Source organism: Candidatus Buchananbacteria bacterium CG10_big_fil_rev_8_21_14_0_10_42_9, from assembly GCA_002773845.1.
GTDB lineage: Bacteria > Patescibacteriota > Patescibacteriia > Buchananbacterales > 21-14-0-10-42-9 > 21-14-0-10-42-9.
In genome coordinates, this window is record PEZZ01000039.1 from 1 (window position 1) to 15,654 (window position 15,654).

At 43.7% G+C, this 15,654-nt stretch carries 6 protein-coding genes; all 6 read right to left on the reverse strand.

Annotated elements, in window-relative coordinates; translation table 11 throughout:
* The coding region (locus COT81_04980; protein ID PIS04710.1) for a hypothetical protein at positions 1-9,728 on the reverse strand (9,728 nt) is incomplete at its 3' end.
* 171 nt (positions 9,729-9,899) lie between these two features.
* A complete protein-coding gene (locus tag COT81_04985; GenBank protein ID PIS04711.1) occupies positions 9,900-10,478 on the reverse strand; it encodes a hypothetical protein in 579 nt (192 codons plus the stop codon).
* 4 nt (positions 10,479-10,482) lie between these two features.
* Complete coding sequence (locus COT81_04990) at positions 10,483-11,676, reverse strand: hypothetical protein (protein ID PIS04712.1); 1,194 nt, start codon at positions 11,674-11,676, stop codon at positions 10,483-10,485.
* A gap of 238 nt (positions 11,677-11,914) precedes the next feature.
* Complete coding sequence (locus COT81_04995) at positions 11,915-13,642, reverse strand: threonine--tRNA ligase (protein ID PIS04713.1); 1,728 nt, start codon at positions 13,640-13,642, stop codon at positions 11,915-11,917.
* The gene (locus tag COT81_05000; GenBank protein PIS04714.1) at positions 13,632-14,789 is read right to left on the reverse strand and encodes a cysteine desulfurase NifS; all 1,158 of its coding nucleotides are present in this window, start codon (positions 14,787-14,789) and stop codon (positions 13,632-13,634) included. The genes COT81_04995 and COT81_05000 overlap by 11 nt, the downstream gene beginning before the upstream one ends.
* A gap of 182 nt (positions 14,790-14,971) precedes the next feature.
* Positions 14,972-15,502 (reverse strand): hypothetical protein, encoded by a 531-nt coding sequence (locus COT81_05005; protein ID PIS04715.1) that lies wholly within the window; start codon positions 15,500-15,502, stop codon positions 14,972-14,974.
* Between the last annotated feature and the right edge of the window lie 152 nt (positions 15,503-15,654).

A 15,654-nucleotide genomic window follows, 5' to 3' on the forward strand; every position in this document is an offset into this window, starting at 1 on the left:
TGGGTATCAGACCCAGCCGTGGCTTGTTCGGTAGCGTAACCAAATAGGCCGATACGGAATTGGTTTTGAGAAACCACGTCGTTAAATTGCACGGTGCCTGAATCTAGGCTCACCGTCGGCGCGGTAGCGTCATCACGGTTAGCGCCATGGACATCAACGCGCATACTATTATCAGCTTCGGTTACAAGCGTCATATCGTTCGGGCTGGCGCTGCCGTTTTCGGTGGTGAAAGCGCCGATCGGGTCAGTTTGGTCTACTCCGAAAAAGACCATTGAACCGCCGACAACAATGGTACTGCCAGGGACACTCACTTGGGTCGTTGTGGAAGTATCTGGATTAAGGAGATAATAGCACTTAGTTGGGTTTTCGCTTGTGATAAGCGTCATTGCTTGTCCACCCCACGTTGGCGCGCCAGGCGTGGCTAGGCCGCTGACACACGCCACGGCTAACCCGTTTTCTCCCTCTCCAACAGTGTGATTCCAATTTACTGTAGATGGTTCTCCCCAGTGGCTGGTCTGGGCGGTTGAATCAATGGTAATGCCAGATGAACCGCCAGAACTACCTTGGTTTTTAACCGTGGCTAATAGCGTGCCTGAAGGCGTGAAAATGTGTTTGGTCTCGGTGGTACCATCAGTGTTGTAGTATTTATTGGGATACAGCGTGGTTGCTGTACCGTTATCCAATTTCACTCGCTGGCCGGTGTGGCTATAGGCGTAGGTAATCTGCCCACCGGATTGCTCATAGACTTTGACTAAATCAATAGCGGCATCACCTTGCCAGCCGCCTGCGGCAATATAGCGGAATCTTAGCTTAGTTGTCCCTGAACCAAATGATGCGGTTTGTAGTCCCGACCAGCTATTCCCCTGATCTCCGGCTAGTGACCAAATATTTGTCCAAGCTGACCCGTTGTAGGCGTCAACTGCTAAAGTGCCGATATTCGCTCCATACAAATGGTAATGAAATTCCACCTGGCCGGCCATGGCTTCGCTAAGGGTGTATTCTAAATCGGCAGTATTACCAGATGTATAGCAATACCCGCTGGAGGTTTCAACATAAGCGTAATACGAACCATCGTAGCCGTTTGAGGGGCCAGTGTTAGAGGAAGGCGTCCCACCGCTATCACGAAGCCAATCGCAGGTGTCTGAGGAAGCATTACTCCAATTCCCAATAGAGCTTTCAAAACTTTCATTGTCAATCAGTTCAGGACCTTGGCCGCTCGTTGAGCTTATCAGCCTATTTTTATAATCCCAAGCGTGAGTCCAAGTGCTATCAGATGTCAGATTGCCGTTGTTGTCATAGGTGTATGTCGTGCCGCCAGCATCAACCGGTTCAACCACTACCGCCGCGTGGTTTGAACGCCAGCCATTAGCCACACTCCACGACATAGTCTGTTCTCCGGCAGTCGCTTTCACGACGTGCGAACCAGCCCCATTCATATAATATTGTCCACCTTGCGTGTTCCAATCCTCCGTTTGGCTACTGCCCCCGACTGTCAAAGCTTGCTCGGCTTCTATCGCGTCAATAATCCAGCTATTGTCCGCGGTTGTGGTAATAGAAAGATTTGACGTATACACTGTACCAGAGGTTCCGGCAGTAATTGTCGGCAAGGACTGCTTGGCATTGTACAGCGAATAAACACCAATGGTATTAAAGTCGTTGCTTGGCGCGTTGACTTGCAGAGTGTGGGTGCCGCTATCAGGCGCGACTAATCCCCAAATAGATACTGTTTCGCCGTATGAGCCGGTTTGCGATTTCAACAGCGTCAGCGAGTCGCCGTTATAGGTCATGGACGTGGCATCGCCGCCGCCTTGGTGCGTGGCAAAAGAGACTATAAGTAATCGGTTATCGTTACTGCCGACGGTGATGGATTCGGTGATGTTGCCATTAGAAGTTGCGGTCGTAATAACCCCGTCAAGCGCGATAGCGCCTCCGCCAGATCCGCCAATTGAAGTCACCGCGTGCGGGTTGGCGTAACTTACGCCTTCCCCGCCGTCATAACTATAATCGCCCTGGTCTGATTTATTGGTAATGTTGCCAATCGCGTCGTAGGTAAAAGTGCGCGTGTAATCACCGCCAAACACCGCGTCAGTTGTTCCAGCACTGGTTAAGCGATTCAAGTCGTCATAGGTGTAGTCTATGGTTTTAGCGCCGTTGTTGTCAGAACTATCAATAATTTGGGTAATATTCCCAACCGCGTCATAGGTGTAGCCAAGACTTTGGGAAGCGTCGCCAGATATCGCATGCATGGTAAAGGAGGCGGTTTCGCTACTCCAAACACCTTCGTTATCTTTTTGATCCCAAAATTTTATGCGCCAATAATACGTACTGCCGTCCCACCCAAGTGGCGGTCCGCCGTAAGAGATTTCCGGACTTCTTGCCCCTTCAGCGGTTTGCGCCATGGCGGTTTTACCGCTATCCCAAAAAGAGTTGGCCCAAGCGCTGGTGCTGGTGGCGACTTGAATGTGGTAATACAGCGCTTCATCACCAGTGTCAGGGTCGTTGAAGACCGCGCTAAATTCAGGTGTCGGGTCACTAACATCCGTTGGATTGGTTGCCCCCTCGGACTGTAATCCGGTTGGCACACTCGGGGCGCTGCCAGAAGCGGCAAAGTGCTCTACTACTAATTTAGGATCCTTGGTGGTGCCGGTTTCGTCCGAATCATACCAACGCAGATAATTGAAAGTGTCTGATCCGCCAGCATAGGGACTATCTTCGGCGTCGTGGCCTTCTCTGGCCCCAAGATTAGTCCAGCCGGTAATATCAATCCAACTTAAACCAGTGGCGTTAAGGGGGAAGTCTTGATATTGCTCTACGGTGATATTGGATAAGTCCACCCGATTAACGCTATCAATGCCTTCGGTCGGGTTATTGACCGCTCCAAATTGGTCATAGTCATCGGTAATTAAGGCGTTGTTTGTGGCCGGGGTGGGATTTACAATCGTGATGTAATCAGTGCCATCATTGTCACCATTGCCAGTTGCCGCGTTAAAGGCCGAGAAGGTGGCGGAAGTAACTTCCCGTCCAACCCCAATCACCGACGTGTCAAACGGCGCGTAGGCGCGGTTAATTTGATAGTTACCGTCAAACAAACCAGTGGCGACTTGCAACGTGCCATCTACCGTTTTAGTAGTGGCGTCGTGAATGGCATCCCAAGAGCTCTCACCCCCGCCCGAGCGTCCGTCGCCAGAGCCGGCGTAGATAACTGACGTAGTGTTGCCTATTTTGCCTTTAACGATGTTATGGCCATCTTTAGCGACCACGCTAATAGTATGGGCTAAAGATTGTTTAAGCGCTTCGGTGACATCTTCTTTGAAGTTGCTCTTTCTAATATCGCGGCCAAGTTTAGCGTCGTATGCGGTGATGAACGTACCGTCTGGCACCAAAATCGGCGGGTTGAATATTCTAAAGCGTTCAATTTCAACCGTGCCGTCTTTGCCAAAACCAACCGGTGCGCCGTTTTTCCAGGCGCGGGCTAAAACTTGAATGCCGCCGTCAATCTTTTCCAGTTTTTGAATTTCAATGCGGAGGCCGGTTTTAGCCGGGAAGTTATTAACCCCCTCTTGCTCCCCCTTCACAGGGGGAGAATCAACTAATACCCCCTCTTGCTCCCCCTTCACAGGGGGAAGATTAACTGACCCCTCCTCACCAACCTCAAAAGTAAAATTAGGGCCTAAGTTTAATTTAGCAATTTCGGCGGCTTTGATGTTGGCTTTTTCTTTGTCGGTTTTGCCGATAAGCCGGTCGCGAATTTTTCCATCAATTGATACTAAACTTTTATTTTTTGCCAACCGCTCCCCGGCATCAATAATTTCTTCGGTGCTGGTGGGCGCAGGCGTATCTGCACCATATGTTTCAAGCGAAGCAAATGGAGACTCTTCAGTTGCGGCTGGTTCTTCTTCTGCATCTAAATCTTGAGAAAGGCTATCAACCCCCTCTTGCTCCCCCTTCACAGGGGGAGAATCAACTAATACCCCCTCTTGCTCCCCCTGTGAAGGGGGAAGATCTAATATGATCTCATCAGTGCTAGTTGTTTGGCCTTCGACTACTGGCTCGTTTGACGAGTCAAGCTCAAGCGCTATATTGCTCGGCGATTCTGTGGAGGGATCATCAATAAGTTCAGGGGTGCTGGTATTGGTTATAGTTGACGTATCTTGTTCAATAACACCATCATCAAGCACTGGTTCAGAGGTGTCGTCAGTTATAATTTCATCAGAGCTAGTTGCTATTTCACTATTGTCCGATCCCAAAATAATCGCATCGGTTGTTTCTCCGGCTGTTTGCTCACTGACAACTTCTGTGCCGTCAGCACTTTGATCGGCAGTTGGCTCAAGCGATACTGGTTCTTCAGTGCTAGAAGTGTTTAACCCCTCCTCGCCCGACTCTCCATCTAAATCTTGGGAAAGGCTATCAACCCCCTCTTGCTCCCCCTTGACAGGGGGAGGATTAGTAAATTCATCAGAGGTTTCCGTATCGCTAAAAGCCAGAGATGCCAAGCCCATCTGCCCGTTGATTTCGGTCAGCCGATTGGTCAGGCGATACAGCTGCTGCGGGTCATACGTATTTTGCGTTAACGTGCCGTTGGCGTTTTCTTGCAAAACCGTGTTGCCAGCCGCGTCGTAATCAAAGTTAATCACCAACGGGCTAAAGCCTGAAGCGCCATCTTCTTTTTGCCCTACGGTTTCTAATTGTCCTGCGCCATTGTAACTATATTGCACTTGCGAATTATCCGGATAAGTAATTAAAATCATGTTGCCTTGCCGGTCATAGTCGTAAGCGGTAATAAAGTCTTCCGTGTCAATCGTGGCTGATTCGCTCGCCACAAGCCCGTTAGTTTTATATGAATATTCAATGAGTGATGCCGTTGAGCTTGCCGAGCATAGGTAACCAACACCATTAACACAGCTATCATACGCGTATGTTACTTCCGTGCCGCTTTGGCCGGTGTAATCTTCAGTCTCTACGCGGTTAAGTTCATCGTAAGTGTAATTAATTGTTTGGCTATTCGGATCAACCGACTGGATTAAATTACCGTTTTTGTCGTAACCGTAAGACCATTGGCCGAAACTAGTATCGCCCGATACATGCAAATCTTCAGCTGCCGTTCTTCGCCCCAAGCCATCGTAGGTAAAATTGCGGACATTATTTAAGGCGTCAATATTTTTTGTTAATTCATTAAAAGGATTATATTCGTAACTTGTCGTATAGATTGACGTGTCGTTATGCTCTTTAACCTTTACTAAATTGCCATAGGCATCGTTAACCAGATCTTTATCATTACCATTAGCGTCGGTAATTGTAGTCGACAAGCCATCATACTGGTACGAAGTGAGGCCTACAGAAGTGGTTTCAGAAAGTACCCGATCAAGCACGTCATAGGTATAGGTTGTAGCAGGCTTTGCCAGGTCAGGCACGGAGTAAGCGATACTCGCAGTCACATACGGCAAAGATTGACGGGTTAAGCGGCCGAAAGGATCGTAGGCGAAGTCAACAGTGCTAAAGCTACCGTCTTCCATCTCGGTCTTGGTTTGAATCAATTGGTCTTGCCCGTTTTTATACTCTCTTGAAACAACACTAATTGTGCCATCAAGATAAGTTGTAATTTCGCGATAACGCGGTAAGTTGCTATCTTCGTACGTTATTGTCTGGCTGGTGACTAACTGAGTTGGGTTATCAATATTAGTGACTATGATCTCGGTGATACGACCAAAAGCGTCAAATGAGTTTTGAGAACTGTTGCCGTTAGCGTCGGTTGATATTGAAAGATCGCCATTAAGTAAGTTAAAGCTTGTGAGTGTGCTTTGCGACAAGGCATTGGTGGTAGTGGCTGGATATAAAGAATACGAATCGTAACTAATATTAGTAGTATTGCCTTTGGCGTCAGTTTCGCCGGTCATCAAACCGTAGGCATTGTAACTTCGGTTAATCTCAACGTCATCAACAATAAAATCTTCTTTGGTCAAATTACCAATATCTACTTGACCATGTAATAAACCGTCATAATAAAAGTCTTTTTGGCGGCTCAATATGCCATCACTCACAACTTGCGTCTTAGGCAATGCCAAAATATGCTTAGTGGCGTTGCTGGCGTATTGATACGTGGTTGTTCGTTCGTCGCCAGTAAGTTCATCGGTGATTTCGCCAGTAGTTGTGTTAACCACAACTTTGCCAAGCTGTTCTTCCGTCAAGATATTGCCGTTAGAAGTATCATAGGTATATTCAGTTGCCGTGCTGACATGCGTTCCGGAAAAATCAGTATTTGAGCTATCCGTAACCGATACAAATTCGCGGCCGTTGCCTAAATCGGTGGCTTGCCAGCTTTGGAAACTGGTGGCGATTAGTGTGTCTTGGTCGTCAAGGGTTTTAGATTGTTTTAGCCGGCCATGTAAATATAATCCGCTATCAGCTGCGATGTGATAGCTGTCAACTATTTTTTTCAAGTTTTCATCTTGCGGCGTATTTAAAATTGAATAGTCAAAATCACCAACTCTAAAATACGCGGGGCTCGTGCTGCCGATAATTTCTTTAGCCTCAATTCTAATGCGGCCTGGCGCACCATTGCCGCCAAAGTTATCATATTCGCCTGTCTCTGCCCCGCCTTGGCCGCCATCGGCATGAACTAAACTTGTACCTAAATCAGCAACATTCAAAGCTTTGATAAAAATAGAACCCCCGGCGCCGCCGCCTCCTCCGCCAGTGTAAATATTTGTAGCCGTGTGGCCATCGCCGCCATCATTACCATCAACATTAATCTCACCGTTAATATCAATATTTTGAGCAAATAGCTGGATGATCCCGCCGCCATAACCGCCGCCGCCGCCTGATTCAATATTGTATACACTGCCGCCTGAACCGCCGCCTGATCCTTTGTCAATGGCTTCCAATAAATCATTTCCGTATATCTCTCCCCCGCCCCCGGCAGGAGACGCAATAGCATCGCCGCCGCCTTGGCCAACCTCGGCATAACCGCCGCCACCGCCTCCGCCTGTTGCCGCCGGGAAGTTAATTAATGCGCCGCCGCCTCCTCCGCCAGGACCGCTACCAGCCTCCGAACAGCATAAGCGTGAACGTCCACCGCGATATCCTTGCCCTTTGGCGCTAAACGTGCCGTCAATTACAACATCTCCTTGCACTTTTATTACAACTTGCGGTTCAACTGTAATCGTATGGCCTGACTGGACGGTGAGCGAAGTGAAATTCTTATCTGTTGTCCACGTGGCGTTGCCGCTGGACACAAACGCCCCGTCAGCGCCGGTGCCAAAATCAATATCCGGTATGGCTTTGCCAATATGTTTTTCCACCTCGCCAAAACCAAACACGTCTTTAATGCCTTCGCTTAAATAACTTGTGGTCTTGCCATCTCTATAAAAATAGCGCGTGCCAAGCCATTGCCCATCGCCATTATCGTTGATGACTTCCTTAACGACATGAATACTAAACGGCAAATCAGGGTTCTCTAAGTTTCCCGAGCCATCCTTTTCGTTAGCCGAATAATCATAATAAATATAAGTTTGAGCGCCGGATTGATAAGTGATTTTTTCCAACACATCTGGCTTAACTGATCGGCCCAAATAGAGATCAAAAGTAGAACTGTACGAATGAATGACGTCTTGAATCTGATCGCCATTAACATCGGCAATGGCGACAGGAAGGGTTGTATCAAAGTAACTACCGCCAATAATACCCGTGTTAAATACTTCTCCGAACAAGGATAACAAACCCATTGAGTTCCAGCTTGAGCTATTTTGCCACTTGCCTCTTGAATAGCCAGCAGTTTCATGCACTCCGTCTCCGTTGAAATCGCTAAAGTAGTGAACATGTTGCTCCGGCGAAGCCCCCGAAAAACTACTTACTGTTGTTGGTACCACAAAATCATTCGTGGCGATAAAGCCTTCTCCTGTGTTGAGATATGCTTGGCTGCCTGAATATGGCGGGTTAAAAAAGGTGCAATTGTAACTGTAAAAAATATCCGGCAAACCATCGTCATTCAAGTCAACATAGCCAAACGGATCGCCGCCATACTTTAGACAATCACTCGCGCCCATATTACCAGAGGTTACTGAATAGTTTTGATCAAGAATCCAGCTATATGAAGACGTATCCCTCATGTACACATCAATTGAAGCAACACTATCCGAAGGGTGATAGTTAAAAATAATATCGTCGTAGCCATCAGCGTTCATGTCACGGAAAATAACTTGGTCCGCCGGTGGTTGACTGTTGGAAGTGCTGTCGTGCAAACCGACAGGCAATATGTTCGCGGCAGTTTCTTGCCAGCCACTGCCGGAGTTAATGAAATAAGAATTGTCGGCCACCATATCCACTAAATTGTCGCCATTAAGATTGGCGAAAGCCACTGGAATAGTATGTGACTGGCCGTATAGGCTTGTACAATTATATGAACCATCAATAAACTTTGAATAAGCAATTGATGTTGTCCAGCCTCCATCGCCATCATTAGTCCACGCGTTTACTGTCACATCGCCATTCACATTACATTCGGTTCTAACATAGTCAGTTAAACTATCACCGTTCAGGTCTAAAAAAAGATCAGCTTGCATATCAGAGCCGGGCGATTCGCCTAAAACATTTGGCAGTTCGTAATAGCCAAAATCTGCTAGCGTATACGACGTCGGCTCATAACTATAGTCAAAATCTACTTTATCTTTTACTTGCGCCGGTCCGCCGTCATAAAATTCTGGCGTAATGGAGGCCAATAAATACTTACGCCCTGCTGAATCTGAACTAAATTCAAGCGCGTACGAAGTTTTGAGGCTACCGTCAATTTTGACATCAATAGAATCAATTAAAAATTTGGTTTGGGCCTCAAAACCTGATTGGTAAGAAGTGGTTAAAACATTGTTTTCTTGCGGCGTGCCGTTGGCAAACGGTTCAAAATCAACTTCAAAAATTCCGTCGGTTGAGCCGTGTCCAGTATAAAAAATCTTTTTCGGATAAATTTGACCGGAATCCTTGTAATACTCATAGCGCACGAAATTATCGTTCGTATCGCGCACTTCTTCTAGCATCCATTTATAAATTTTGCTAGAATCTGCCGGATTATCTTGGCGCGTGGCGGCGCTTGAGCCAAAAGTATAAACCGTGCCAAGCTTGTCAGTTACGAGCCACTTATTGCTTGAATTAAATTCAATTTTGGCAAAATCGCTCTCTATTTTTTTGCCGTAACTGCCATAGCCATTAGCGTCCACGCTGATTGGCTCTAATTGCGAAGAGCCGCCTAAGCTCAAAGTGAAATCGTTACGGTTATATAGCGCGTCAACGCCGAAACGATTGTCACGGGAAATATTGGGAATAGTAAGCTGCCAGCCATAGCCAACCATGGAACCGACATTTTTAAGCTGATGATTATATTGTAACGCTAAATTGGGCTGCATGCCGGCACGGCCGGGCGGAAAGGTTATCGGATATGTAAAACTAAATGTTCCGGTCAGCTCATCCACGCCAAAATTGCCGCTATTACGCGGAGTTAAACCGGCATTATCACCGGCTACAAAATTTGACGCAAAATGGGCGCCGCTAGGAGAGGAAGCAATAGATAAATCAAGCTCTTTTGAAGGCAAAGAAAAATCCTGGTTTGCGCCAGGATTAGTAATGTCGTTTGATAAATTTTGTGCCAAAGCAGCGCCGATTGGAGCGAGTAAATTAAAAATTAAGGCCAAAGCTGAAGCTGACGCCAAAGATTTCCTCCAAAAACCATTGCGAATATACATATTATTAAAGTATTAATTCATTTAATAATATATCAATGGCGGCACTTTAAGGTTCAATTTTTCCAACAAAAAAGGCGCGTCATAGATATTCGCGCCGTATTGTTATTGTCAGTATAGCAAGTTTAAATTTTTTGTCAAGTACAAGGTGTCAGGAACCTTTTTTTCTTGCAATTACTTGGTGCAATTTTCTACCCTGCTTTCGGATATATCTTCATCAAATTTACTGAATTTTATACTTTCAATTATTTTATTAACCAAATACCTTTCTTGGTCATCCAAAATTGTTGGCTCAAAAAAAATATAAAAATTTCGATTTCCAAAAGGAACTTCATATTGCTCCAACACACCCATATCATCAGCTAAATAAAAATAGGCAGCAGCATATTCATTCAGACTTGATTTTCTGTATGCAGGGCCGGGCTCAATTTTAGCCATCGCTACTATTTTATCAACTTCACGATAACGTTTAGGGTCTATTCCTAAGATATATTGTTCATCTGCCGGCCTGGTAGGGCTATCAGGGTCCCGCCTTTTTATCCGTATTTCACTCGAAGATGAAACATCAAGAAAATTATCTGGATACGTAAACTCAACTGCCGCATTTCCGGAACGCAATCTGATGCAATTTAATTTTACTTCATCATCAATCCAAGGCACGCCGGTTCCGCTAAATACCTTATTAACAAGATAAGATACCGAAAGTATAGTTATGAACCCGATTACTGCAAAACTTATTTTTTTATAATTCATATTTTTAAGGTCTTTCTATGGGAACTTTAGTGGCGGGAGTGTGTTGAGTGCTTGTATAGCTTTCTAAACCAGGCAACCTACTCTCATTTTCATACCGTGACCAGCCTTCTAAACTATAATCGTTTCCTAAGCGATTCTGTACTATATAAACCGCTTGTCCGCGACCGTTATAAATTCGATATAGCGGCTGTGAAAAAATTGCTTGATTGCGGGCGGCGTTCTGCTCAACAGTATAGACATATCCAGTGCCTGAATTTGTATCAAATACTACTTCAGAAACTACACCTACGTGCCCAACCCCCTCTCTGCCTCCCGACCATGCAATTAAATCATTCTCTTGTGGAATTACAGTACCACCATTACTATATGCCGTATATTGTCCTGGATTGCCGGCGTTATTTGCTCTAAATGAGCGATTAAGGGATGATTGCTCGGCGTAAGCATAAGCGTGCCCAGTATAGTCTAAGTTAACCCCGTATTGGCTTTGAGCAAATGTCTTTCCCCAAGAAACACATTGATAAGCATGAGATCCCCGGCCTGTGCGATCACCTGCGCTTCGTAACGGTAGTCCTCGATAGACTCCAAGCTGCTCTCCAAAATATGCTGCTGCCCCACCCAAAGTAAAAGGTTGAAATTCAGAATTAGCCTCACCCGTTGGGTCAATAAATTTTAACGGATTGTTTCTACCATAGGCGTAACTATTTAACTGCTGAGGGTCTGTCAAAAACTGGCTAGGCGTTTTTCGGGCCCGTGGGTCTTGGTTCAACCACCGGCCGGAGTTTTGATTGTAGTACCTGGTATTGGCGTAGGTCAAATTAGTTGCAGGATCAAATTCGTGACCTGTGAATTTTCGTTGCTCATTTAATATGCTGGCATTAATCCTTAAATCACCGAACGGATAATAATCATTTAATTCTACTTGCCTACCATTTTGGTCAGAAACAACGTGGATGCCGCCCAAATGATCCGTGTGGATATAGTAAATATTACTTGAACTCTCTTTTTCGCCTTCAACTGTAGCCAAAGAAAAATCCTGACGTGCGCCAGGATTAGTTGTTTTCTTATTGCTTGAGCCAGCATTGGCGTTTGGCAAATCATTTGCCCAAACACTACTTTTTAGCAAAAGCAAATTAAGAATCATAGCAAAGGATATAGATAGCGCCAAAGATTTCTTTAAAAATTCCCTTTTCATTAGCATATTGTTAAAATTAATAATGGCTTAACAACACATCAATAACGGCGCTGAAAGATTTTATTCAAATCAAAAAGACGCGACATAGATATTCGCGCCGTTTGTATTTTCAGTATAGCACTGCGAAAATTTTTGTCAATATGGTGGCATATCATAAATTAAGAATACTATCTGTTCCACGGTATCATCCTCATCTAACAATGCTACATGCTACTGCATTTGCCTAGGCGCTAAAAAATTTAATTTAAGATTTTGCAACGATTTTATTTTCCAATTCGTTTACTAACACGGACAAATCCATTTGTTTATTGCTTGAACCATTATATCTTTCAACAGTTACACTATTAGTTTTGACTTCCTTATCACCAATGATTACTATATATGGAATTTTCAAATTCTTACCTTTAAGTATTTTTTTACTCAGTGTTTCATTGTTTTTATTAAGCATTATTCGAACCCCTGCGGCTTTAAGTTGGTCTGCCACCTTTTCACTAAAATTATCATGCTGTTTTCCTATAGTAACTATCATAACCTGGATCGGGGAAAGCCAAACCGGTAATTTGCCTGCAGTATGCTCAATTAGTATACCGATAAACCTTTCAAGTGAGCCGTAAACTACCCGATGTATAACGACGGGGGTTTTGGCTGAACCGTCTTTGGCGGTATAGATTAAATTAAAACGCTGGGGGAGCTGAAAATCTAACTGTACCGTACCCATCTGCCAGTCTCTCCCCAGGGCATCTTGCATAATAATATCTACCTTAGGTCCATAAAAAGCACCATCCCCTTTAGCGACTTCATAATTACCTGCGCCACAGGTTTGGTCGAGAATCTTTTTCAAGGCTGATTCAGCAATGTCCCAAAGCCTTGCTTGGCCAATAAATTTTTTCGGGCGCGTACCTAAGCGATAACGAAACTTAAGGTTAAAAATTCCGTAAAAATCCTTTACGATTTGAAAAATTTGGGCATATTCACTCTCAATTTGATCTTGAGTAATAAAGTTGTGAGCGTCATCTTGACGAAATGACCGCGCTCGCAGAAGGCCATTCAACACACCTGACCGCTCATACCGATGTAGGGTATCTGAATCTGAAAACCGAAGCGGCAAATCTTTATAACTGCGCTTCTTCATATTAAAAACAATCATCGCATTAGGACAATTCATAGGTTTTAGTCCGTACGTTTCTTCTTCAGCACTTACCACAAACATGTCTTCGCGGTAATGATCCCAATGCCCTGATGTTTCCCACAATTCTTTTTTGTTAATTAGAGGAGTAGCAATTTCTTGATAGCCGTGGGCAGCATGATTCTTTCTCCAAAAATCAACTAGCTCGTTATATACAATTAAACCGTTTGGCAACCAATATGGCATTCCAGGCGCGGTTTCATGAAAGTCAAAAAGTTCAAGTTGGCGGCCTAATTTTTTATGGTCACGCTGTTTTGCTGCTTCGCGCCGTTCAACATATTCCTCTAGTTCTTCCTTAGAATTAAACGCTAACCCATAAATTCTAGTCAGCATAGCGTTTTTCTCATCGCCTCGCCAATAAGCGCCAGCAATCCTATCGAGCGAAAAGCAATCGGGATCAATGTTTTTAGCACTACTAACATGTCCCCCTCGGCAAAGATCAAGAAATTTACCTGCTGAATAAAGTGAAATAATCTCGCCTGATTTATTTAATTCATTAATAATTTCAAGCTTATAAGAATTTTCAGCAAATAACTCTTTAGCCCAGCTAGACTCAACTTCTATCCTAGAAAATTTATCCCAAGTTTTTAAAATTTTTCTCATGCGATTTTCTATTCGCTTTAGATCTGAATCAGAAATTTGTGCGGGTAGCTCAAAATCATAATAAAACCCATCATTTACTGGGGGACCAATTGCCAACTTTGCACCTGGATACATTTCGAGTATTGCGGCGGCCAGTAAGTGGGCAAGCGAATGGCGAATTTTATCAAGTTGGTTAATTCCCATATATAGTAATATTCAAGCCATTGCCTTTTCCAGACACTATGCGCTCAAATTCTTTTATAAAGTTATTAACATCTTTCATTGTCGTATATCGCGAAAGGCTAATCCTAATATTGCCGTGAATATATTCAGGCGGACAGTTAATGGCTCTGAGGACCGGAGAAACTTTGGTTGATTTAGAAGAGCAAGCCGAGCCGGTCGAAACAAAAATATTTGACTGGCTCAACTGTTCAAGTAAAAACTCTCCCTCAACATGACTGACGGAAATGTTGATATTATTGCAAATACGTTTGACTAAATCTTTAGGGCCATTTAAGCGAATATTTGGCATTGATAAAAGCTTATCAATTGCATGACTTTGGAGTTTGCGCATCTGCATAACATCCTTTTTTATATCGAAGATACCAATTGCTTTGGCCAGGCCCAAAATAAAAGCTAAATTTTCTGTTCCGGCGCGCAATTTCATCTCCTGGCCGCCGCCGTTTACTTGTGAAGTAATTGACAAACCCCTCCTCTTATAAACAAAGCCAATTCCTTTTGGTCCATGAATTTTATGTCCAGAGAATGAAGCTAAATCGATTGGAATTTTCTGGACATCCAGTGGTACCTTAAGAAAGCTTTGAACGGCATCTGTATGAAAAATGACATTTTGTCGGCGGCACATTTGACTAATTTTTTCTATTGGCTGAATCGTACCGATTTCATTATTAGCATGCATCAAAGAAACCAAAAACGTATCCGGACGAATAGCCTTTTCAATCTCATCCAAGGCGATGAAACCTTCGGTATTTACGGGCAGATATGTCACCTCAAAGCCTTTCGCTTCTAAAACGCGATATACTTCCAAAACAGACGGATGTTCTATTGAGGAAGTTATAATATGCTTTCTTTTATCAGCGTGAAAATCACAAAAACCTTTAATACATAAATTATTTGCCTCCGAGCCAGAACCAACAAAAATTATCTCGTCAGGGTAGGCATTAATTGATGAAGCGACTCTTTCCCGGGCTTCGGCAAGCAGATTAGCTGAGGCTTGGCCTAATTTATGCAGAGAAGAAGGATTGCCATAATCTTTTTTTAAACAATCTAAAATAACATCGCAAACTTCAGGAGCAACTTTAGTAGTAGCATTGTTATCTAAATAACTCATAGTCAAAAATTAGTCATGATTGTGTCGTTCGTGAAGTAAACATTATAGATTAAAATGTTTGCACCAAACTCTTTTGCCAACTCGGCGCCTTTTTCTATCATTAGATGATTGGGGATAGTTGAATAGTTATCCTCGCCAACGTAGTAAAAATTTAGACTGCTTGAAAATCCCCTTCTTTCTTGTTATAAAGCGTACGCCGCCATAATTAAAGGACAAGCTGGCGTGCCGTAAATATCAATACTGTTTTTGCGAGTCAACAAATATTTTTTATTTAGAGACAACCAATAATAACCTTCGTCATATAGTTTTATGTTTTTGCTCTTTATTCTTTTTAATAATTCCTTCTTGCCGCGATTACGCATATGTTTCTCCCAATAAATATCTAAATACTCTGGGAAAGATAAAAATTCTTGCAAGATGGTATGATAGGCCTTTGGTAAAGTAAATTTTGTTCTTTCAAAAACTTGCTTGGTGGTTGAGCATTGATTAATATCGCAGGTTTGACCTATATCGTTTATAAGTGTCCCGATCCCAACGTTTGAATGATTCGCTTCATAATTTTTGTAAAATTCGGCTGCGTAATGAAAAGACTTTATTGTTCCTTCATTTGGTGAAAGCTGATTATTGCCTGTCATCACGATATGACCGCCCGTAAATAAACAAGGCTCAGAAATTTTAGGTTTAAGTTTCTTAACCAATTCATACGCATGCATATCAGAAACAGTTATTTTTTATCATAATTAATAGTTCAAGTTTACGCAGTAAAATAAAACTGTCAAGGACCCCATTTTCCAAACACTCATTCTAAGACTTTTAAGCAGCCATAACAGGCTGTTTTTCAAATACTTTAGGTGGCATATTCAAA

Coding starts and splice junctions, on each gene's coding strand:
- COT81_04985 (PIS04711.1), bottom strand. CDS start 10,478: ATGAATTATAAAAAAATAAGTTTTGCAGTAATCGGGTTCATAACTATA.
- COT81_04990 (PIS04712.1), bottom strand. CDS start 11,676: ATGCTAATGAAAAGGGAATTTTTAAAGAAATCTTTGGCGCTATCTATA.
- COT81_04995 (PIS04713.1), bottom strand. CDS start 13,642: ATGGGAATTAACCAACTTGATAAAATTCGCCATTCGCTTGCCCACTTA.
- COT81_05000 (PIS04714.1), bottom strand. CDS start 14,789: ATGAGTTATTTAGATAACAATGCTACTACTAAAGTTGCTCCTGAAGTT.
- COT81_05005 (PIS04715.1), bottom strand. CDS start 15,502: ATGCATGCGTATGAATTGGTTAAGAAACTTAAACCTAAAATTTCTGAG.